Source organism: Streptomyces daghestanicus (assembly GCF_020521275.1).
Taxonomy (GTDB): Bacteria; Actinomycetota; Actinomycetes; order Streptomycetales; family Streptomycetaceae; genus Streptomyces; species Streptomyces griseoviridis.
Genome location: NZ_BNDX01000008.1, coordinates 247,875 through 267,969, shown reverse-complemented (window position 1 = coordinate 267,969; position 20,095 = coordinate 247,875). Strand labels below are relative to the sequence as shown.

The 20,095-nt window shown below is 72.5% G+C and carries 20 protein-coding genes; 7 read left to right on the top strand and 13 right to left on the bottom strand.

Annotated elements, in window-relative coordinates; translation table 11 throughout:
• Positions 1 to 304 precede the first annotated feature (304 nt).
• Entirely contained in the window at positions 305 to 1,048 is a 744-nt protein-coding gene (locus Sdagh_RS10660; protein ID WP_190078310.1) for an SDR family oxidoreductase, read from the bottom strand.
• A 279-nt stretch (positions 1,049 to 1,327) separates the two neighbouring features.
• On the opposite strand from Sdagh_RS10660, the gene Sdagh_RS10655 reads away from it, so the two are divergent.
• A complete protein-coding gene (locus tag Sdagh_RS10655) occupies positions 1,328 to 2,233 on the top strand; it encodes a LysR family transcriptional regulator (protein ID WP_189423808.1) in 906 nt (301 codons plus the stop codon).
• 148 nt (positions 2,234 to 2,381) lie between these two features.
• Positions 2,382 to 3,755 (top strand): COG1361 family protein, encoded by a 1,374-nt coding sequence (locus tag Sdagh_RS10650; protein WP_189423810.1) that lies wholly within the window; start codon positions 2,382 to 2,384, stop codon positions 3,753 to 3,755.
• 96 nt (positions 3,756 to 3,851) lie between these two features.
• Here the strand turns inward: Sdagh_RS10650 and Sdagh_RS10645 are convergent, their stop codons facing one another.
• Entirely contained in the window at positions 3,852 to 4,142 is a 291-nt protein-coding gene (locus Sdagh_RS10645) for a S1 domain-containing protein (RefSeq protein ID WP_189423812.1), read from the bottom strand.
• Positions 4,142 to 5,596: an RHS repeat-associated core domain-containing protein gene (locus Sdagh_RS36945; RefSeq protein ID WP_370594928.1), complete on the bottom strand. Its 1,455-nt coding sequence runs from the start codon at positions 5,594 to 5,596 to the stop codon at positions 4,142 to 4,144. The genes Sdagh_RS10645 and Sdagh_RS36945 overlap by 1 nt, the downstream gene beginning before the upstream one ends.
• An 18-nt stretch (positions 5,597 to 5,614) precedes the next feature.
• Between Sdagh_RS36945 and Sdagh_RS10635 the strand changes: the two genes are divergently transcribed.
• Both Sdagh_RS10635 and Sdagh_RS10630 read left to right on the top strand, forming a co-directional pair.
• Complete coding sequence (locus Sdagh_RS10635; RefSeq protein ID WP_190078311.1) at positions 5,615 to 6,088, top strand: hypothetical protein; 474 nt, start codon at positions 5,615 to 5,617, stop codon at positions 6,086 to 6,088.
• A 211-nt stretch (positions 6,089 to 6,299) separates the two neighbouring features.
• Positions 6,300 to 7,973: a cellulase family glycosylhydrolase gene (locus tag Sdagh_RS10630; RefSeq protein WP_190078317.1), complete on the top strand. Its 1,674-nt coding sequence runs from the start codon at positions 6,300 to 6,302 to the stop codon at positions 7,971 to 7,973.
• Positions 7,974 to 7,982: 9 nt separating this feature from the next.
• On the opposite strand, the gene Sdagh_RS10625 is transcribed toward Sdagh_RS10630, so the two are convergent.
• Positions 7,983 to 8,240, bottom strand: a complete 258-nt coding sequence (locus Sdagh_RS10625; RefSeq protein WP_190078312.1) for a DUF397 domain-containing protein — start codon at positions 8,238 to 8,240, stop codon at positions 7,983 to 7,985.
• Complete coding sequence (locus Sdagh_RS10620; RefSeq protein ID WP_190078313.1) at positions 8,237 to 9,070, bottom strand: helix-turn-helix domain-containing protein; 834 nt, start codon at positions 9,068 to 9,070, stop codon at positions 8,237 to 8,239. Before Sdagh_RS10620 ends, Sdagh_RS10625 begins: the two co-directional genes overlap by 4 nt.
• Positions 9,071 to 9,215: 145 nt before the next feature.
• On the opposite strand from Sdagh_RS10620, the gene Sdagh_RS10615 reads away from it, so the two are divergent.
• The 3 genes from Sdagh_RS10615 to Sdagh_RS10605 are packed head-to-tail and all read left to right on the top strand — an operon-like array spanning position 9,216 to position 11,636.
• Positions 9,216 to 9,668 carry an ATP-binding protein gene (locus Sdagh_RS10615; RefSeq protein WP_189423831.1) on the top strand — a complete coding sequence of 151 codons (453 nt, stop codon included), beginning with the start codon at positions 9,216 to 9,218 and terminating at the stop codon, positions 9,666 to 9,668.
• Positions 9,669 to 9,691: 23 nt separating this feature from the next.
• Positions 9,692 to 10,894, top strand: a complete 1,203-nt coding sequence (cbiE, locus tag Sdagh_RS10610) for a precorrin-6y C5,15-methyltransferase (decarboxylating) subunit CbiE (protein WP_190011954.1) — start codon at positions 9,692 to 9,694, stop codon at positions 10,892 to 10,894.
• Position 10,895: 1 nt separating this feature from the next.
• Positions 10,896 to 11,636 carry a cobalt-precorrin-6A reductase gene (locus Sdagh_RS10605; RefSeq protein WP_190078314.1) on the top strand — a complete coding sequence of 247 codons (741 nt, stop codon included), beginning with the start codon at positions 10,896 to 10,898 and terminating at the stop codon, positions 11,634 to 11,636.
• 3 nt (positions 11,637 to 11,639) lie between these two features.
• On the opposite strand, the gene Sdagh_RS10600 is transcribed toward Sdagh_RS10605, so the two are convergent.
• The 8 genes from Sdagh_RS10600 to Sdagh_RS10565 form a co-directional block, all read right to left on the bottom strand.
• The gene (locus Sdagh_RS10600) at positions 11,640 to 12,266 is read right to left on the bottom strand and encodes a precorrin-8X methylmutase (RefSeq protein ID WP_190078318.1); all 627 of its coding nucleotides are present in this window, start codon (positions 12,264 to 12,266) and stop codon (positions 11,640 to 11,642) included.
• A 31-nt stretch (positions 12,267 to 12,297) separates the two neighbouring features.
• On the bottom strand, positions 12,298 to 13,284 hold the full coding sequence (gene meaB, locus Sdagh_RS10595) for a methylmalonyl Co-A mutase-associated GTPase MeaB (RefSeq protein WP_190078315.1): 987 nt from the start codon (positions 13,282 to 13,284) through the stop codon (positions 12,298 to 12,300).
• The gene (gene scpA, locus Sdagh_RS10590) at positions 13,284 to 15,461 is read right to left on the bottom strand and encodes a methylmalonyl-CoA mutase (protein ID WP_189423836.1); all 2,178 of its coding nucleotides are present in this window, start codon (positions 15,459 to 15,461) and stop codon (positions 13,284 to 13,286) included. The genes meaB and scpA overlap by 1 nt, the downstream gene beginning before the upstream one ends.
• Positions 15,461 to 17,272 carry a methylmalonyl-CoA mutase family protein gene (locus tag Sdagh_RS10585; protein ID WP_189423837.1) on the bottom strand — a complete coding sequence of 604 codons (1,812 nt, stop codon included), beginning with the start codon at positions 17,270 to 17,272 and terminating at the stop codon, positions 15,461 to 15,463. Before Sdagh_RS10585 ends, scpA begins: the two co-directional genes overlap by 1 nt.
• A 185-nt stretch (positions 17,273 to 17,457) precedes the next feature.
• Positions 17,458 to 18,303, bottom strand: a complete 846-nt coding sequence (locus Sdagh_RS10580) for an energy-coupling factor ABC transporter ATP-binding protein (RefSeq protein WP_189423847.1) — start codon at positions 18,301 to 18,303, stop codon at positions 17,458 to 17,460.
• A complete protein-coding gene (gene cbiQ / locus Sdagh_RS10575; protein ID WP_189423849.1) occupies positions 18,300 to 19,049 on the bottom strand; it encodes a cobalt ECF transporter T component CbiQ in 750 nt (249 codons plus the stop codon). Before cbiQ ends, Sdagh_RS10580 begins: the two co-directional genes overlap by 4 nt.
• Positions 19,050 to 19,385, bottom strand: a complete 336-nt coding sequence (locus tag Sdagh_RS10570) for an energy-coupling factor ABC transporter substrate-binding protein (RefSeq protein ID WP_190011906.1) — start codon at positions 19,383 to 19,385, stop codon at positions 19,050 to 19,052. It abuts the gene before it with no gap.
• On the bottom strand, positions 19,382 to 20,074 hold the full coding sequence (locus tag Sdagh_RS10565) for an energy-coupling factor ABC transporter permease (RefSeq protein WP_189423853.1): 693 nt from the start codon (positions 20,072 to 20,074) through the stop codon (positions 19,382 to 19,384). The genes Sdagh_RS10570 and Sdagh_RS10565 overlap by 4 nt, the downstream gene beginning before the upstream one ends.
• Positions 20,075 to 20,095: the final 21 nt, after the last annotated feature.

Genomic DNA, 20,095 nt, shown 5'->3' with positions numbered 1-20,095 from the left:
CCGCCTTGCAGACGGGCGCCCGCTATGCCCAATAAGGGTCCAACGCGCGGGACACGCGGGAATGGTGGGACATGTTTCGGCCACCCGATGGCCGGTAACCACCCGTCGGACAAGCCGCCCCGCATATGACATGTGAATCTTCACAAGAGGGACAGGAAACCCCCGTCGACGCATGCGCGGTACGCCGCTTTCGCCTCGTTTCCGTCCTGTTCCGACCCCGCTGTTCCCGCCCCCGTCGAGCTGTGCCCCTACGGCCCCCCGGACTGTCCCTCAGGGGCAGCCCGGCACCGGGGAGGCACCCGGTTCAGAGCTGGGAACCACCACCGTCCACGGCGAGTTCGGCACCGGTGGTGAAGGTCGCCTCGAAGGCGAGGAACAGCACGGCCCTGGCGACCTCCTCGGGCCGCCCCACCCGGCCCATGGGATTCTCCGCGGCCATCCGCGCCTTCGTCCGCTCGGCCGCCTCCCTCGGCATGGTCCTCTCCAGAATCCCGGAGTCGATCGGACCGGGGCTGACCGCGTTCACCCGGACCCCGCGCGGCAGCAGCTCCCGGGCGAAGCTGCGGGTCATCGACCGCACCGCCGCCTTGCCGGCCGCGTAGGCGCTGAGCGCGGGCAGCCCCAGGACATTCGCGACCGACGTGGTGAAGACCACGCCGCCGCCCTCGGCCAGCAGCGGGGCGAGCTTCTGCACCGTGAAGTACGCGCCCTTGGCGTTGACCGCCATCAGCCGGTCGAACAGCTCCTCGCTCGTCTCCTCGAACGGCGCGAAGCCGTTGATCCCGGCGTTGGCGAACAACGCGTCCACCGTGCCGAACTCGGCCTTCACCCGGTCGGCCAGCGCATCGATCTCGGCCGGCTCCGCCACGTCGGCGCGGACGGTGACCGCACCGTCGCCGAGCTGCCGCGCGGCGGCGTCCAGGGCGTCCCGGTCCCGCCCGGTGACCAGCACCCGCGCCCCCTCCGCCACCAGCAGCCGGGCGGTGGCCAGCCCCAACCCGCTGCTGCCGACGGTGATCACGACCTTCTTGCCTTCGTACTCGCCCATGACAGGCCACACCCTTCCCAGGGAACAGGCTTCCACTTCCGTGCCCGACGGGCGCTCCCCGCCGGGCACCACCGAGTCAACAACCGCCCTGTCAGGGGCGTCCAAGACCTGTTCCGCACGTCGTCATGCGGGGGCGGTATGACGTGTTGCGGGCGTGCAGGTGCGTGCAGGTGCGTGCAGGTGACGTACGGAGGCGGGGTGCCGGGACGGACGTGGGGTGCCGTACGGGCGGGGGGCGACGTACGGACGAGGGGCGACGTACGGACGTAAGGTGAGGAGATGCCCGACAGCGCTCCGCTCCCGGACCTGGACCTGCGGCTGGTCCGGTACTTCACCGTCGTCGCCGAGCACCTCAACTACGGCCGCGCCGCCGAGGCGTTGCGCGTCGCCCAGCCGTCCCTCAGCCGCCAGGTCCAGCGGCTGGAGAAGACCCTCGGGGTACGTCTGCTGGAGCGCACCACCCAGGGCAGCACTCTCACCGCGGCCGGCGCCGCCTTCCTCCCCCGGGCCCAGGAACTGCTCCACGCCGCCGGGCGGGCGACCCTGGCCGCCCGCTCCGCCGCCCCGGCCCGCACCGTCACCATCGGCTACGTCGAGGACCTCGTCATCACCCCCGCCGTCCGCGACCTGCGGCGCCGCCGCCCCGACGCCCACGTCCGCACCCTGCACCTCGACTGGGACGAGGTCGGCGCCCTGCCCGACGGCCGGGTCGACGCGGTCGTCGCCCGCACGCCGCTGCCGATCCCGGCCGACGGCCTGGAGACGACCGTCCTGTACGAGGAGGGCCGGGTGCTCCTCGTCCCCGCCGACCACCGCCTCGCCGGCAAGGAGTCCGTCACGCCGCAGGACTTCGCCGACGAACCCCTCGTCGCCTGTGCGGGCATGGCCTCGGTCTGGACCGGTTTCTGGCGCCTCGAACCCCGGCCGGACGGCACGCCGGCGCCGCTGGGCCCCCTCCTGGTCGACACCTTCGAGGACAAACTCGAAGCCGTCGCCGACGGCCGCGCCCTCGCCCTCGTCCCCGCCGGCGACCGCCGCGTCGCCCTCCACGCCGACCTGACCACGGTCCCCGTGACGGGCATCGAACCCTGCGAGGTGGTGGTCGCCGTACGGCGGGGGGAGGGCGACGGGTTGGTGCGGGAGTTCCTGGAGTCGGCGGGGACGTTGCTCGACGGGGGCGTGTGAGGCGGGGGAGGGGACCGCCCGGTGGCCGGATGCTTTCCGGCCCGGCCGGAAACCGGCGAGCGTACGGCCACTCGATCATGTGATGATCCCTCCGGCGCGCCGGACCGCCGGCGTGCCAGAAGCGTCACCACACCCTTGGGGGGTAGCGATGAGACTGTTCTCCACCGGACGTCCGGTACGTCTCAGAACCGGTGCGGCGGCCGCGGCGGTGGCGGCCGGTCTGCTGACCGCCGGCCTCGCCGGGCCCGCGTCGGCCGACGAAGAGCCGCAGCAGACCGACCAGTTGTGGATCAACCCGCCGTACGAGCAGACGCTGCCGCTCGGCGTCGACGGCGGCCCGCCGCAGACCCGCACCCTCGGCATCGGCCTCTACCACGACAACGACAACTTCACGGTGACCGACGGCAGGCTCACCGTCGACATCTCCGGCCTCGCCGGAGTGGCCGAGGTGACCTGGCCCGACACCTGCGCGCCGAGCGGCACGACCGCGGTGTGCGAGATCCCCGTCGTGCCCTCGATCGGCGCCGACTACGAGGACCAGGTGCACCTGTCGGTGCGCGCGGCCGACGGCGCCGAGGCCGGCGCACAGGGCAGGATCACCTACGAGGCGACGGCCACCGGCGGCCCCGAGGGCACGCTCACCGCGCCGCACGAGAGCTTCGACACCACACTCACCGTCGGCTCCGGACCCGACCTCGCCATCGAGCCGGTCGGCGACATCGAGGACGGCGGCCCCGGTGACGAGCGGACGATCCCGCTGAAGATCACCAACCACGGCAACGAGAGCGCCCACGGGGTCGGCGTCAAGCTGTACGCCTCGTACGGCCTGACGGACCTGACCCGGTACGACGCCTGCGCCTACGAGACGACGGGCGGCACCGACTACGCCCCGTCGAACAAGGCGGTCTGCACCTTCGACCGGGAACTGGCGCCGGGCGACTCCTTCGAACTGCCCGAGCCCCTGAGGGTCCGCCTGGCCCCGCACGCGCTGGCCGAACGCCTCGACATCGACGTCGAACCGGGCGACGGCGCCCAGGACATCGACTCCGACAACGACTACACGGTGCTCCCGATCAGGGCGGAGAACACCGCCGACTTCTCGGTGACCGGTGACACGGTCTCCGGCGCGGCCGGCGAGACCGCCACGGCCGAGCTGACGTTCACCAACAACGGGCCCGGCTGGCTGGGCAACATCGGCTCCGGCGACCCGGTCGCCAAGGTTCGCCTGATCGTCCCCCAGGGCACCACCGTCACCGGCGTGCCGTCCGACTGCTCCCCGCGCACCCTGGCGGGCACCTACTACCCGAAGCGGACGGGCGCCCCGCGCTACGACTGCAACCTGCCCTACTGGGTCCTGGAGGACACCCGGCACACCTTCGCCTTCTCCCTGCGCGTCGACACCGTGGTGCCCGGCGCCACCGGCGCGGTGACCCTCCAGCCGGCCTACGGCGAGCTGGACGACTTCCCCTTCACCTTCGACCCGGACGCCACGAACAACACGGCCGCGCTGACCGTCAACTGACCAGACCGGACGGTATCGCCGAGCAGTGGCGCGAAGCACTGCTCGGCGACCGGTTTATGCCGGAGCTCGTACATCGCGCCGCCGTACTCACGCCGCCTAGAGATCGAATCCCTTCGCTCGCAAACGATCAACGACCGGGGTCTGCCCAGGTGGGCGTAGCCAAAATTTATTCTGACGAACATCGAAACTGGAGACATGCACTTGCAAGGTTCTGCCGACTTCGTATTGGTCGCTGTCATCGATGTATAGCGCGTCGACGAAGCCGACGTGAGGAAGTCCGAGATTAATGATCGCACCCCATCGAAATACGGCTTCGACTGCACCCTCGACCGTTTGACCGACGACTGCTTTCTCTGCATCCGTGAGGTACTTTTCTTCGCTTTCCATCAGTCTCCAAGGATTGATCGCGGGTACTTGTTCAGTTGCTCGAACTTTGTCTTCGGGATGATTGCTTGCGCCCCTGGGATGCCATCGTACTTGGCTACATCCTCTGCGAAATGCTTATCGAAGTCTGCTTTGGGTATTCTGATTTGCACCACATTCGAGTCCCAGTAGCCGCGGCTTGCGTAATCTAGTGCGATTTCCTTTCCTTTTTCTTCGACTCCGAAGTAAGCGCTTCCGTCCGGGTAATCTCCGGGAGTCCCGGGGAAATCTTCGGGGTCGAATCCATCTTTCATGATCTTTTCGGTCATGCCTTTGCCGGGTGCTTTGTAGAGTGAAACGTCTGATTCGGCGCCCCCTGTTGCGGAGCTGTCTACTCGAGCTTCATTGAGAGCCTTGTTGATTCCCTTTCCGATATTGTTCGCTCCGGCTACCGCCGTGTATCCGCCACCGGCTATTGCGGTAGCTCCAAGGGCGGCTGCGGGCGCACCGATGACGCAGAGGACTCCGGTGGCACAGACGGCTACGCCTGATTCGGCGAGCATGCCTCCGCCGACCATCATGCCCAGGCCGACTACGGTTTCGGCAGTGCTCCACCATACGTCGGGTTCGGTGAATATGGCGACGCTGTAGTTGATGACCGTATGGGTGACGCTTGACAGCCAGTTCGATCCGGATCCGTCGTTTCCGGAGTTACCGCTGTTGTTGCTTTTTCCGCTGGTCCCGTTGCTGGTGCCACCGCACGTGTAGTAGCAGCCGTCAGGGCCGGTGCCGCCTCGGGGGACGCCTACGTTCGAGCCGGGGTTGCCGCCGCCGCGCGGTTCGCTGTGGCCGGTGCCGTCGTCGAGCCACAGGCCGGTGGGGTCGCTTGCGGTGACGGGGTTGTTGTCGGCGTAGGTGTAACCGTTGAGGGACTGGGCGTCGGTCGTGTCGAGGACGGGGTCGACGCTGATGAACCGGCCGGTGTTCGGGTCGTATTGGCGTGCGCCGATGTAGGTGAGGCCGCTGGTGGTGTCGGTGGTCTTGCCGAGGAAGGTCTTGTCGTCGGGCCAGGGGCCGATGCCGCCGGTGCGGGTGCCGCCGAAGGGAGTCAGGTAGCGCTTGGTGACGGCCTGGGTGGTGGCGTCGAGGCTGAGGGTGGACGTTCCGTGGGGGTCACCGGACAGGTAGGAGAGGGTCTGGGCGCCGCTCTTGTTGGTGCGCAGGGCGATGGTGGTGGTGCCGGCGCTGTAGTAGCGCTGGGCCCAGTATTTGGCGGTGGTGGTGGAGGTGTCGAGGTGTACCTCGGTGGAGCCGAGGTAGAGGACGGTCTCACCGCTGGTGTTGCGGCGGATGAGGAGGTTGCCGTCCGCGACGACGAGCGCTGACCCGGAGGCGCCCGGTGAACCGGCCCCGCCATGGTGGGTGGTGGTGGGTCGGGGAGAATCGGGCTTCTCGCGCGGAGCGCCGCGCTCGGGCAAGGGGAGAACGTGAGACATATGCCGTATCCGGTACGGGCATCGGTGTCGGGCAAGAGGGGGAAGGCCGCCGTCGGCGCGCTGCTCGTGGGCGTGCTGCTCAGCGCGTGCGGGGGTGGCGGGGAGGGCAAGGCCGCCGACCCGAAGTCGTCGGCGAGCCGGGCTGGTTCGGCCGTACCGGCCGAGTCGCCCGAGCCCTCGGCGTCCACGGCGCCCGGCCCCGTCCAGAAACTGGCCGACGCCGACGGCGACGGCCGGCCGGCCGAGCACTACGAGCAGGTGCTGGCCGCGTTGGCGCCGCGTTGCGAGGAGGGCGTCCCGGAGTTGGTGAACGTCGTCGACGCGACGCTGAAGAGCCTGAAGAAGAAGGGCGTGGACGGCGAGACCGAGTTCAGCGTGCTGCAACATCTGGAGCACTGGGTGCCCGCCGGCCGGCCCGCCACCGCGTGCGCCGCCTTGGCGGAGGAGTACGTCGGCTCCCGCGACGCGACGTGAGGAGCCGCCATGTGATGGTCTGAGAGCCCGCGGCGCCGCGGTACCCGAGGGTCCCCGGCGCCGAGGCTCACTCCGTCGAGACACGCGACGCGGAATCCCCCCGCACCGGTCCCGCATCTTGACGTGTCCCTGGCGTAAATGGCTTCATGGGAGCGCTCCCATTCCCCGCCGCCCCGCTTCCCGCCTCACTCCAGGAGCCGCAGTGAGCACAGTGAGCACACCAAGAAGCAGAACGACCGCCGGCACCGCCTTATGGGCAGCCCTCGTCATCCTCCTCGGCCTGCTCGCCCTCGCCCCCACCCCGGCCCACGCCGCCCCCGGCGCCTCCTCGCCGCCCGCCGCCGCCGCCACCGGCCTGCACATCGACAACGGCCGCCTCCTCGAAGGCAACGGGAACGACTTCGTGATGCGCGGCGTCAATCACGCGCACACCTGGTACCCGGGGGAGACCCAGTCCCTCGCCGACATCAAGGCACTCGGCGCCAACACCGTCCGGGTCGTCCTCTCCGACGGGCACCGCTGGTCACGGAACAGCCCCGAGGACGTCGCCGCCGTCATCGCCAGCTGCAAGGCCAACCGCCTGATCTGCGTCCTGGAGGTGCACGACACCACCGGGTACGGCGAGGACGCCGCCGCCGGCACGCTCGACCACGCCGCCGACTACTGGATCAGCCTCAAGGACGTCCTCGCCGGCCAGGAGGACTACGTCATCGTCAACATCGGCAACGAGCCCTGGGGCAACACCGACCCGGCCGGCTGGACCGCCCCGACGACCGCCGCGATCCAGAAGCTCCGCGCCGCCGGCCTCCAGCACACGATCATGATCGACGCTCCCAACTGGGGCCAGGACTGGCAGCAGGTCATGCGCACCAACGCGCAGACCGTGTACGACGCCGACCCCACCGGCAACCTGCTCTTCTCCATCCACATGTACAGCGTCTTCGACACGGCCGCCGAGATCACCGACTATCTCAACGCCTTCGTCGACGCCGGACTGCCCATCGTCATCGGCGAGTTCGGCGGCCCCGCCGACGCCTACGGCGACCCCGACGAGGACACCATGATGGCCACCGCCGAGCAGCTCGACCTCGGCTACCTCGCCTGGTCCTGGAGCGGCAACACCGACCCGATCCTGGACCTCGCCATCGACTTCGACCCGGCGCGGCTCAGCTCCTGGGGCGAGCGCATCTTCCACGGCGTGAACGGCATCGCCGCCACCGCCGAGGAGGCCACGGTCTTCGGCGGCACCACCCCCGACACCCAGGCCCCGACCGCCCCCGGCACCCCCACGGCCTCCGGTGTCTCGCCCACCTCGGTCACCCTCACCTGGCCCGCCGCCACCGACAACACCGCCGTCACCGGCTACGAGGTGGTCCGTGTCAGCGGTACGACGGAGACCGCGGTCGCGTCCGCCACGGGTACCTCGGTCACCGTCTCCGCGCTGTCCCCGGGCACGGCGTACACCTTCGCCGTCTACGCCAAGGACGCCGCCGGCAACCGCTCCGCCCGCTCGGCCACGGTCACCGTGACGACCGAGCGGGACACCGGCACCCCGGGCGCCGGCTGCGCGGTCGGCTACCGCGTCGTCGGCGAGTGGCCCGGCGGCTTCCAGGGCGAGATCACCGTCCGCAACACCGGCACGGCGGCGGTGAGCGGCTGGACGCTGGGCTTTGCCTTCCCGGCGGGGCAGACCATCACCAACATGTGGGGCGGTACGCCGGCCCAGAGCGGTTCCTCGGTGACGGTCGCCGCCGCGTCGTACACGGCGTCGATCCCTGTGAACGGCGTTGTCACGGTGGGCTTCACGGGCACCAAGCTCACCACCAACCCGGCGCCCACGGCGTTCACCCTCAACGGCAAGGGCTGCACGACCGGGTCCAGTTGACGCCGACGATCAGCCGGCCGCCATCTCGGTGAACGCCGCCCACGCGTCAGGGGACACGGCCAGGGGCTGCCTGGCCGTGTCCTTCGAGTCCCGGACGAGGACGACACCGGGGCGGGGGGAGACCTCCACGCAGTTGTCGCCACCGCCACCGCTGTAGCTGCTCTTGAACCAGGCGTAGATCCCGGGACATACGGCGACTTCCACGCAGTTCCCTCCGCCGCCTCCGCTGTGGCTGCTCTTGAACCAGGCTGGCCCGTTGGTGTTCATAGCGCTCCTCGCATCTGTTCCAGCAGGATCGTCGTGGCCTGATGGCTCAGAGCCTGCGAGCGCAGTTTGCCATAGCGCTGGAGCATTTGACTGGCGTCTTTGGGGCCGCTGATGAGCATGCTGGTGCCGTGCCCCTCGACATAGCCGACCCAGCGGTGATCAGTTGTCTCGGCGAGGTACATCTCGCCCTCAAAACCCGCGTGTTCCTCCTGCATGAGTGGCATGACCTGTAGCTCGACGTTACGGTGTGCGCCCACTGCGATCAGGTGCTCAAGTAGCCCTCGCGTCACCGGCACGCCTCCCATGCGGCGATCCAGGAGCGCCTGCTCGATCACAAAACTGAAGGCAGTGTTGGGACGCTCGACGATAAGTCGTTGTCTGGCCAGACGTGCCGCCACCTGCTGTTCGGCCTGTTCCTCAGTGAGCGGAGGGAGATGCCGGTCGAACAGAGCCCGGATGTACGGTTCGGGTTGCAACAAACCCGGGATGACTCGGCTCTCGTACGTGTACAACGACACCGCCTCCTCCTCGATCCCCGCCCACTGCCGGAACCAGGAGGCCAGCCCCGCCTTCCGGGTCAGGCTCCGTGCCGCCGCCTTCAGCACCTTCGCCGCGGCCGTGCCCAGCACCGCCTCCGACCGCTCCAGCAGGCCCCCCGGAGGGAACCGCTTGCCCTGTTCGATCTTCGCCACGTACGCGACCGAGTACCGCACCCGGGGCGCGAACTGCTCCTGCGTCAGGCCGGCCTCTTCCCGCAGGGCCTTGAGTACCGCGCCGAACGTCCTCAGACTGTCCGACAGTTCCGGCTCGCAGCCGTTGTCCGCCGTCATCGCAGCCGCCTTCCTGTGCCGAGCGCTCGCGGTCGTCATCGTCACGTACCGCGACCGACCCGGTCCAGCGAGTCAACCCATACAGTGCGATCTGTATCGGCGCCGGACCTGCCGGTGAGACCTCCGCACCGGCACCTTGTCCCCCATGAACCAACGCTTTTCCGCCACCCGGCGCGGTGCGCGCCTCGCCCGGCTGCTGGCGGCGCACCAGCTCACCGCGTGGGGGTACCCGCACGGCACCGAGGGGCACGACACCGTCGTCCTGGTCGTCGCGGAACTCGCCGCGAACGCGGCCCTGCACGGCCGCGTCCCCGGCCGGGATTTCGCCCTGTCGCTGGCGCACGACCCGGACCGGGGCGTCGTGCGGATCGAGGTGTCCGACACCCACCCCGCCCTCCCCGCACGCCTCGCCCCCGCCCCGGACCAGGCCGGTGGCCGTGGACTGCTGCTCGTGGAGGCGCTGGCCGTCGACTGGGGGGTCCGGGACCGGCTCGGGCCGGGCAAGACCGTGTGGGCCGAGTGTGCCGTGTCCGTGCGGTGCCCCGTACAGTGCGAGGTCGTCGCCCCGCACCGCCAGACTCAAGGAACCGAGCCGTGAACGCCGTCCCCGCCCCGCCGCCCGTGACCGTCGTAGGGATCGGAGCGGACGGCTGGGGCGGCCTCCCCGACGCCTCCCGTGCCGTCCTCCGCGACGCCGAGGTCGTCCTCGGCGGGCCGCGTCAGCTCGATCTGCTGCCGCCCGGGTGCGCGGGGGAGCGCGTCGCCTGGCCCTCCCCGCTGCGTCCCGCCGTCCCCGGGTTGCTCGCCGCGCACAGCGGGCGCCGGATCGCCGTGCTGGCCAGCGGCGATCCGATGTTCTACGGCATCGGGCGGGCGCTCACCGAGGTGCTGGGCGCCGGTGCCGTGCGCGTCCTGCCGCACCCCTCCTCCGTCTCCTACGCCGCCGCCCGGCTCGGCTGGCCGCTGGAGGACGTCGAGGTGGTCACCCTCGTCGGCCGGCCCGCGCCCCGGCTGGCCGCCGCCCTGCACCACGGCCGCCGGCTCCTCGTCCTCAGCGCCGACGCCGCCACCCCGGCCACCGTCGCGGAGCTGCTGCGCGACCGGGGCTTCGGACCGAGCCCGATGCGGGTGCTGGAACGGCTCGGCGCTCCCGAGGAGCACACCACCGACCCGGTCACCGCCGACGACTGGGCGCGACCGCCCGGCGACCCCCTCAACCTCGTCGCCGTCGAGTGCCGCCGCGCCCCGGACGCCCCGCACCTCGGTGCCGTACCGGGGCTGCCGGACGACGCCTACGAGCACGACGGGCAGCTCACCAAGCGGCACGTCCGCGCCGCCACCCTCGGCGTGCTCGCCCCCGCCCCCGGTGAACTGCTGTGGGACATCGGCGGCGGCTCCGGGTCCGTCGCTATCGAGTGGATGCGCGTCCACCCGTCCTGCCGTGCCGTCACCGTCGAACGGGACCCGGAACGGGCCGCCCGCATCGCCCGCAACGCCGACCGGCTCGGCGTGCCGGGGCTCCGGGTCGTCACCGGTGACGCGACGGAGGTGATTGATCGACTGCCCGCGCCGGACGCCGTGTTCGTCGGGGGCGGGCTCACCGCGCCCGGTCTGCTCGACGTCTGCTGGGAGGCGCTCCCCGCCGGGGGCCGGCTGGTCGCCAACACCGTCACCCTGGAGTCGGAGGCCCTGCTCGCCGACGCCCGCCGCCGCCACGGCGGTGAGCTGGTCCGGCTCTCCGTCGCGCACGCCGTCGCGGTGGGCGGGTTCACCGGGTGGCGGCAGGCCATGCCCGTGACACAGTGGGCGGTACGGAAGGGCTGACGTGCACGTACTCGTCCTCGGCGGGACCGCCGAGGCCCGCCGGCTCGCCGAGCTGCTCGCGGCGCGGCTCCCGGAGGCGCGCGTGACCACCTCCCTCGCCGGACGGGTCGCCGCGCCCCGGACGCCCCCCGGCGAGCTGCGCGTCGGCGGGTTCGGCGGCGCCGGGGGGCTGGCGGACTGGCTGCGGGCGCACGCCGTGGACGCGGTGGTCGACGCCACCCACCCCTTCGCCGGCACCATCACCGGCCACGCGGCCCGCGCCGCCGCCCTGACCGGCGTACCGCTGCTCGTGCTGCGGCGGCCCGGCTGGCGACCGGTGGCGGGGGACGACTGGCACGAGGCCGGATCCCTGGCGGAAGCCGCCGCGCTGCTGCCCGGCCTCGGCGGGCGGGTCTTCCTCACCACCGGGCGGACGGGGCTCGCCGCCTTCGCGGACGCACCGGACGACCTGTGGTTCCTCGTGCGGTCCGTCGAGCCGCCCGAGCCCCCGTACCCGGCCCGGACGGAGACGCTGCTCGACCGGGGTCCGTTCACCCTCGACGGCGAACGGGACGTCCTGGCCCGGCACCGGATCGACGTGCTCGTCACCAAGGACAGCGGGGGAGCGGCCACCGCGCCGAAGCTGACCGCCGCCCGGGAGGCAGGGCTGCCGGTGGTCGTCGTACGGAGACCGCCGGTGCCGGACGGGGTGGCCGTCGTGGCCGATCCGGAGGCCGCCCTGCGGTGGCTCACCGGAGGGTGAGCCTCACTCCCGTTCGCTCGCCAGCGCGTTGACCGCCGCCGCCGCCATCGCGCTGCCCCCGCGCCGGCCGCGCACCACCAGGTACTCCAGCCCGTACGGGTTCGCTGCCAGGGCGTCCTTGGACTCCGCCGCGCCGACGAAGCCGACCGGTACGCCGATGACGGCGGCGGGGCGCGCGGCGCCGTCCCGGACCATCTCCAGGAGCCGGAACAGCGCGGTCGGCGCGTTGCCGACCGCGACCACCGCGCCGTCCAGCCGGTCCCGCCACAGCTCCAGGGCGGCGGCGCTGCGGGTGGTGCCCAGCCGGTCGGCCAGCCCGGGGACGGCCGGGTCGGCGAGGGCGCACAGCACCTCGTTGCCGGCGGGCAGCCGGGAGCGCGTGATGCCGCTCGCGACCATCCGCACGTCGCACAGGACCGGCGCCCCGGCGCGCAGGGCCTCGCGGGCGCTCTCCGCGACGCCCGGGGAGTACGCGAGGTCCTCGACGAGGTCGACCATCCCGCAGGCGTGGATCATGCGGACCGCCACCCGGCCCACCTCGTCGGGCAGCCCTGTGAGGTCGGCCTCCGCGCGGATGGTGGCGAAGGACCGGCGGTAGATCTCCGCGCCGTCCTTCTCATAGCCGTACACCTGGTCGTACTTGGTCACCGCGCGAGCATATCTACCGGCCGCCGGTGCCCCCGAAGGCGTCCAGGATCTCCTCCGCCGCCCGCGTCGCCGTCACCTCGCCCGCCCTGACCCGCCGCTCCAGGTCCGGGGCGAGCGCGCGGACCGCCGGGTCGGCGTGCAGGCGGCCCAGCAGTTCGTCGCGGACCATCGTCCAGGTCCAGTCGACCTGCTGGTCCCGGCGGCGCTCCGCCAGGCGGCCGGTGGAGTCCAGCAGGGTGCGGTGCTGTTCCAGGCGGTCCCAGACGGTGTCCAGGCCGGTCGCCTCGCGGGCGCTGCAGTGCAGGACCGGCGGGGTCCAGAAGGCGTCCTTGCCGTGCATCAGGCGCAGGGCACCCGCCAGTTCGCGGGCGGCGGCCTTCGCGTCGCGCTCGTGCGGGCCGTCGGCCTTGTTGACGGCGATGACGTCGGCCAGTTCCAGGACGCCCTTCTTGATGCCCTGCAACTGGTCGCCGGTGCGGGCCAGGGTCAGCAGGAGGAAGCTGTCGACCATGTTCGCGACGGCCGTCTCCGACTGGCCCACGCCGACCGTCTCCACCAGGATCACGTCGTAGCCGGCCGCCTCCATCACCACGATGGACTCGCGTGTCGCCTTGGCCACCCCGCCGAGCGTGCCGGCGGTGGGGGAGGGGCGGACGAACGCCGCCGGGTCGACGGCGAGGCGCTCCATCCGCGTCTTGTCACCGAGGATGGAACCACCGGTCCGGCTGGAGGACGGGTCCACCGCGAGGACCGCCACCCGGTGACCCAGGCCCGTCAGCATCGTGCCGAAGGCGTCGATGAACGTCGACTTGCCGACGCCCGGCACCCCGCTGACCCCGATCCGACGGGCCCGGCCGCTGTGCGGGAGCAGCGCGGTCAGCACCTCCTGGGCGAGCGCCCGGTGCTGCGGGCGGGTCGATTCCACGAGGGTGATCGCACGCGCGATCACCGCCCGTTTGCCGTCCAGGACGCCCTTGACGTAACCGTCGGCGTCCAGCATCACAGCTCGCCGTGGCCGAGGTCGGCCGCCAGCTTCGCCACCAGGTCGTACGCGGCGTCCGGGATGACCGTGCCGGGTGGGAAGACGGCCGCCGCGCCCATCTCCCTCAGCACGGGCACGTCCTGCGGCGGGATCACCCCGCCGACCACGATCATGATGTCCTCCCGGCCCTCCTCGGCGAGCCGCTCGCGCAGCGCCGGTACGAGGGTGAGGTGCCCGGCGGCCAGCGACGACACCCCGACGATGTGCACGTCCGCCTCGACCGCCTGCCGGGCCACCTCGGCCGGGGTCTGGAACAGCGGGCCGACGTCCACGTCGAAGCCGAGGTCGGCGAAGGCGGAGGCGATGACCTTCTGCCCCCGGTCGTGGCCGTCCTGGCCCATCTTGGCGACCAGTATCCGCGGCCGGCGGCCCTCGGCCTCGGCGAACGCGTCCACCAGGGTCCGGGTGCGGTCCACGTTCGGCGCCTCCCCTGCCTCGTTGCGGTACACCCCGGAGATCGTACGGATCTGGCCCGCGTGCCGTCCGTAGACCTTCTCCAGCGCGTCGGAGATCTCCCCGACCGTCGCCTTCGCGCGGGCCGCGTCCACCGCCAGCTCCAGCAGGTTGCCGTCGCCCCCGGCGGCCCGGGTCAGCGCGTCCAGCGCGGCCCGGCAGGCACCCTCGTCGCGCTCCGCGCGCAGCCGCCGCAGCTTCTCGATCTGCTGGGCGCGCACGGAGGAGTTGTCGACCTTGAGCACGTCGATCTGCTCGTCGGTGTCGACCCGGTACTTGTTGACGCCGATCACCGGCTGGCGCCCCGAGTCGATCCGGGCCTGGGTGCGGGCGGCGGCCTCCTCGATGCGCAGCTTGGGGATGCCCGCGTCGATGGCGCGCGCCATGCCGCCCGCCGCCTCGACCTCCTGGATGTGCTGCCACGCCTTGCGGGCCAGGTCGTACGTGAGTCTCTCCACGTAGGCGCTGCCGCCCCACGGGTCGATGACCCGGGTGGTGCCCGACTCCTGCTGGATGAGGAGCTGGGTGTTGCGGGCGATGCGCGCGGAGAAGTCGGTGGGCAGCGCGAGCGCCTCGTCGAGGGCGTTGGTGTGCAGCGACTGGGTGTGGCCCTGCGTGGCGGCCATCGCCTCCACGCACGTCCGCGTGACGTTGTTGAACACGTCCTGCGCGGTCAGCGACCAGCCCGACGTCTGCGAATGGGTGCGCAGCGACAGCGACTTGGGGTTCTGCGGGTCGAACTGCCTCACCAGCTTCGCCCAGAGCAGCCGGGCCGCGCGGAGCTTGGCGATCTCCATGAAGAAGTTCATGCCGATCGCCCAGAAGAACGACAGGCGCGGCGCGAACGCGTCCACGTCCAGGCCCGCCTCCCGGCCCGCCCGGATGTACTCGACCCCGTCCGCGAGGGTGTACGCCAGCTCCAGGTCGGCCGTCGCGCCCGCCTCCTGGATGTGGTAGCCGGAGATGGAGATCGAGTTGTAGCGGGGCATCCGCCGCGAGGTGTACGCGAAGATGTCGGAGATGATCCGCATCGACGGCTTCGGCGGATAGATGTACGTGTTGCGGACCATGAACTCCTTGAGGATGTCGTTCTGGATGGTCCCGGCGAGCTTCTCCGGCGGCACGCCCTGCTCCTCCGCCGCCACGATGTACAGCGCCAGCACCGGCAGCACCGCGCCGTTCATCGTCATCGACACCGTCATCCGGTCCAGCGGGATGCCGTCGAAGAGCTGCCGCATGTCGAGGATCGAGTCGATCGCCACGCCCGCCATGCCGACGTCCCCGGTGACGCGGGGGTGGTCGCTGTCGTAACCCCGGTGGGTGGGCAGGTCGAAGGCGACGGAGAGGCCCTTCTGCCCGGCGGCCAGGTTGCGGCGGTAGAAGGCGTTGGACTCCTCCGCCGTGGAGAACCCCGCGTACTGCCGGATCGTCCAGGGCTGGTTGACGTACATCGTCGGGTACGGGCCGCGCAGGTACGGGGCGATGCCCGGGTAGGTGCCGAGGAAGTCCAGGCCCTCCACGTCCTGCCCGGTGTACAGCGGCTTGACGGTGATGCCCTCCGGGGTCTCCCAGCGCAGGTCGGACCCGTCGGCGGCGTTCTTCACCGCCGCCCGCCACTCGTCGGGCCCGGCGTCGGCGGACGGGGTGCCCAGCGCGATCGCCGAGAAGTCGGGGACGGACATCAGGACACTCCCATGCGGTCGAGGGTGGCGGAGAGCACGGCGACGGCGTCACAGCCCGCGAACACGTAGGTGTCCACGCCCGCGTACGGGCCCGGACGGCCCGCGAGGAACACGTGACCGGCGCCCCGCTCCCGCAACGCGGCGGCGGCGGACTCGGCCTGCTCCCCGTACACCGCGTCGCTGGAGCACAGGCACGCCTCCCTCGCTCCGCTCTCCTCGAAGGGGCCCTCGGTGACGGTCTCGATGCCGCCGGCCTGGAAGAGGTTGGCGGCGAAGGAGAGCCGGGCGGTGTGCGCGGCGGCCGGACCGAGGGCCGCGAGGTGGATCCGGGGCCGGGCGCCGGTCGCGGCGAGGTGGGCGTCGCTGCGGGCCCGCAGCGCCTCGAACGCCTCGTCCCGCCGCACCCGGGGCAGCCCGCCCGACGGCGGCCGGGGAGCGGGATCGCGGACCACCGGCTGCTCGGCGAGGTGCGGGAACTCGCTGACGCCGGTCACCGGCTCCCGCCGGGTGGCGAGCTTCTTCGACCGCTCGGCCCAGGTCGCGGCCAGCCGGTCGCCGACCAGACCGGACCGCAGGGCCGCCGCCTGGCCGCCGGACCGCTCGATCTCCTGGAAGAACTCCCAGGCGGCGTGCGCCAGTTCGTCCGTCAGCCGCTCCACGTACCAGGAGCCGCCCGCCGGGTCGATCACCCGGGCCAGGTGCGACTCCTCGATGAGGATGGTGGAGGTGTTGCGGGCGATCCGGCGCGCGAACGCGTCCGGCAGGCCCAGCGCGTGGTCGAAGGGGAGCACCGTCACGGCGTCCGCGCCGCCGACCCCGGCGGCCAGCGCGGCGACGGTGGTGCGCAGCATGTTCACCCACGGGTCGCGGCGGGCCATCATCACCGGCGAGGTCACCACGTGCTGGAGCTGCGCGCCCGCCCCGGGCGCCCCGCAGACCTCGGCCACCCGCGCCCACAGCCGCCGCGCCGCCCGCAGCTTGGCGATGGTCAGGAACTGGTCGGCGGTGGCCGCGTACCGGAACTCCAGCTGTCCGAGGGCCTGTCCGGCGCTCAGCCCGGCCGCCGTCAGCTCCCGCAGGTAGGCCACCCCGGTCGCCAGCGCGCAGCCCAGCTCCTGCGCCGCCGAGCCGCCGGCCTCGTGGTACGGCAGCGCGTCCACGGTCATCGCGCGCAGCCCCGGATACGCGTCCGCGCACCGCAGGACCTCCTGGGCGACGGCGGCGAAGGCGTACGGCTCACCCGTGCGGGCCCCGTGGCCCAGCGGGTCGGCGCCCAGGGTGCCGCGCACCGCGCCGGCGGCGACGCCGCGCTCCTCGTACAGGGCGAACAGGGCGCGCGCGGCCGGCCCGGTCTCCGCGCCGGCGTCCAGGGCGACCGGTGCCAGGTCCAGGAGGACGCCGTCGAGGGCGTGGCCGAGCGAGGCGACGGGGAAGCCGCCGCCGGCGCCGACGGCCAGCCACAGGGAGCCGACGCCGTTCTCCAGGTCGGCGAGGACCGCGGCCGGGTCCGCGACCGTGTGCCGCTGGCGCACGTCCCAGCCGCCCGGGGTGTGCCCCGCGGCCCGGCCGCCGCGCACGAACGGCGCGAAGCCCGGCAGCCCGGGGTCGGGCGCGGCGTCGCGCGCGGTGTACAGGGGCCGGACGCGCAGCCCGTCTTCCAGCGCGGTGGACAGGGTCTGCTCCGCCTCGGCGTCCGAGACCTCCTTGCCGGACTTGCGCAGGACACCCGCCACGAGGTGCTGCCACTGCTCATGTGTCGCGTCAGGGAACTCGGCCGCCAGCGGAAGCCTGTCGTCAGGCAGGACCGTCATGCTCGGATGCTAGGGCAGGAGGGCGGACGGGCAGCAGAGGGCGCACTTGTGACCTTGTTCTCTCCGGTGCTGTGACGTGCGACGCTCGCCCGTCCGGCCGAGCGGAATGTGACACGCGTCACCAGCTCGGCGACAGGGGTGCGTGGGACGCGTGGGACGCCCCGGGGACAGCGGCCCCCGGGTTCCTACGCCGTCCCCGGCGGCCCGACCACCGCCGCCAGCTCCTCCGCCGTGCGCGGACCCGGTGCCGTCTCCGCCAGCAGCCCCTGCGCGCGCAGCAGCCCGGCCACCGCGACGCCCCACGGCAGCCGCAGTCCCGCCCGCCGCAGCAGATCGGGGCGGGCCAGCGTCACGGCGGCCGGGCCGGTGTGCGCGCCCTCCGGGGTGAGCAGCGCGGCGTCGTCCGCCCAGCGCAGGGCCAGGTCCACGTCATGGGTGGCCAGCACCACCGTCGTACCGGCGGCCCGGAGGCCGTCCAGCGTGGCCAGCAGCCGTTCCTGGCCGTCCGGGTCGAGCCCGGCGGTCGGCTCGTCCAGGATCAGCACCCTCGGCCGCATCGCGACCGCCCCCGCGATCGCGGCCCGTTTGCGCTGCCCGTACGAGAGCAGATGGGTGGGCCGGTCGGCCAGCGACGCGATGTCCAGCGCGGCCAGCGCCTCGCCGACCCGCGCCCGCACCTCCGGGTCGGGCAGGCCGAGGTTGAGCGGCCCGAACGACACGTCCTGCGCGACGGATGCCGCGAAGAGCTGGTCATCCGGGTCCTGCACGACCAGTTGCACGGTGGTCCGCAGCCGGGTCAGCCCCGCCCGCCCGTACGTCACCGGCTCCCCGTCGACCGTCAGCCGCCCGGCGTCCGGCCGCAGTCCGCCGCTGAGCAGCCGCAGCAGCGTCGTCTTGCCGCTGCCGTTGCGGCCCAGCAGCGCCAGCGCCCGCCCGGCGCGCACCTCGAAGTCCAGGCCGTCCAGGACGACGGGACCGTCCTCGTAGGCGAAGGACGCGCCCCGCAGGGCGAGCGGTACCGGTTCGCTCATGTCAGCGGCCCCCGCAGCGCGAAGGCCAGGGCGGCCAGCAGGCCGAGGAGCGCGACGCTGCCCGCCGTGAACCGCGCGGACACGGCCGCCTGCGGCACCAGCACCCGCAGGGTGCCGTCGTAACCGCGTCCGGCGAGGCCGGTCTGCAGCCGCGCCGCCCGGTCGAAGGCCCGCACGAACGCGGTCGCGCCCAGCCCGCCCAGCGAACGCCACGCCGCCGCCCGTGTGGTGTGGCCGAGCCGCGCCGCCTGCGCGGCCCGCACCCGGCGCACGGAGTCCAGCAGCAGGAAACTCATCCGGTACGTCACCAGCGCGACGTCCACGACCGGCGCCGGCACCCCGGCCCGCACCAGCCGGGGCAGCAGATCGGACAGGGGGGTGGTGAACGCGAACAGCAGCACCCCGAGGGAGGCCGCCGAGGTCCGCAGCAGCAGCTCGCCGGCGTGCGCCGGTCCGCCGGGCGCCCACCCCGCGAACCCGTCCCCGCCACCGACCCGCACCAGCAGCGGCAGCGCGCCCGTCACGGAGAACCCCAGCGGCACCCGGTACGCCCGCCACAGCCGCCGCGCCGGCACCCGCGCCGGGCCGAGCAGCACCACGAGCGCCGTCACCAGCACCAGGGCGGCGCCCGGCCAGGCGGGCAGGCCGACGGCGAGCACGGTCAGGCCCAGCCCGAGCACGGCCTTGTCCACGGGATGCCGGCGGCGCCACGCGCTGGCGTGCGCCGCCGCGTCGATCGGCAGCACTCAGTCCCCTTCGCCCGCGGTCCGCGCCGCCCCGGCCCGTTCCGCCCCTTGCCGCCGGCCCCGCCGCAGCCCGAAGTAGTAGGCCAGCACCCCCGCGCCGAGCGCCGCCTGCACGGCGAACAGCGCCGACTCGATCTCGCCGGACGGCGGTTCGTACAGCGGCGAGAACCACGGCTCGTAGTCCGGGTCGATCTCCGTGATCGCCGTCTCCGCCTCGGCGTCGGCCCCGGCGAACGGCTCCTCCTTGTGGTCGCCGAGCCCGAACACCAGCGGGGCCACCGCGAGGACGGCCACCGCCAGCAGCAACAGCACATTGATCCGTGTGTTCCGCTTCACCGTGCCACCGCCGCCCGCTCGCCGGTACGGGCCACCAGCACGCCCAGCCGGGTCAGTTCGCCCTCACTGGACCGCACCAGCAGCCGCATCACCAGCACCGTCAGCAGGCCCTCGCTGACCGCCAGCGGAACCTGCGTGACCGCGAAGATCGACCCGAACTTGCCCAGCGCGCCCCAGAACCCGCTGCCCGGGTCGGGGAAGGCCAGCGCGAGCTGGACGCTGGTCACGCAGTACGTGGCGAGGTCGGCGACGAACGCGCCGCAGAACACCGTGACCATCAGCGGCACGTCCAGGCGGCGCAGCAGCCGGTAGACGCCGTAGCCGGCCCACGGCCCGGCGATCGCCATGGAGAAGACGTTGGCGCCGAGCGTGGTCAGCCCGCCGTGTGCGAGCAGCAGCGCCTGGAACAGCAGCGTGATCGTGCCGAGCACCGCCATGACCGGCGGCCGGAACAGGACGGCCCCGAGCCCGGTGCCGGTGGGATGGGAGCAACTCCCGGTCACCGAGGGCAGTTTCAGGGCGGACAGGACGAACGTGAAGGCCCCGGCGGCACCGAGGAGCAGGGTGCTCTCGGGATGCTCGCGGACCTCACGGGTGAGGGAACGTACTCCGTGGACGACGAACGGCGCGGACGCGACACCCCAGGCGATCGCGTGCGCCGGAGGCAGAAAGCCCTCGGCTATGTGCATGACTCGGCAGACCCTCTCCAG

Coding starts and splice junctions, on each gene's coding strand:
- Sdagh_RS10660 (WP_190078310.1), bottom strand. CDS start 1,048: ATGGGCGAGTACGAAGGCAAGAAGGTCGTGATCACCGTCGGCAGCAGC.
- Sdagh_RS10655 (WP_189423808.1), top strand. CDS start 1,328: ATGCCCGACAGCGCTCCGCTCCCGGACCTGGACCTGCGGCTGGTCCGG.
- Sdagh_RS10650 (WP_189423810.1), top strand. CDS start 2,382: ATGAGACTGTTCTCCACCGGACGTCCGGTACGTCTCAGAACCGGTGCG.
- Sdagh_RS10645 (WP_189423812.1), bottom strand. CDS start 4,142: ATGGAAAGCGAAGAAAAGTACCTCACGGATGCAGAGAAAGCAGTCGTC.
- Sdagh_RS10635 (WP_190078311.1), top strand. CDS start 5,615: ATGCCGTATCCGGTACGGGCATCGGTGTCGGGCAAGAGGGGGAAGGCC.
- Sdagh_RS10625 (WP_190078312.1), bottom strand. CDS start 8,240: ATGAACACCAACGGGCCAGCCTGGTTCAAGAGCAGCCACAGCGGAGGC.
- Sdagh_RS10620 (WP_190078313.1), bottom strand. CDS start 9,070: ATGACGGCGGACAACGGCTGCGAGCCGGAACTGTCGGACAGTCTGAGG.
- Sdagh_RS10615 (WP_189423831.1), top strand. CDS start 9,216: ATGAACCAACGCTTTTCCGCCACCCGGCGCGGTGCGCGCCTCGCCCGG.
- meaB (WP_190078315.1), bottom strand. CDS start 13,284: ATGCTGGACGCCGACGGTTACGTCAAGGGCGTCCTGGACGGCAAACGG.
- scpA (WP_189423836.1), bottom strand. CDS start 15,461: ATGTCCGTCCCCGACTTCTCGGCGATCGCGCTGGGCACCCCGTCCGCC.
- Sdagh_RS10585 (WP_189423837.1), bottom strand. CDS start 17,272: ATGACGGTCCTGCCTGACGACAGGCTTCCGCTGGCGGCCGAGTTCCCT.
- Sdagh_RS10580 (WP_189423847.1), bottom strand. CDS start 18,303: ATGAGCGAACCGGTACCGCTCGCCCTGCGGGGCGCGTCCTTCGCCTAC.
- Sdagh_RS10565 (WP_189423853.1), bottom strand. CDS start 20,074: ATGCACATAGCCGAGGGCTTTCTGCCTCCGGCGCACGCGATCGCCTGG.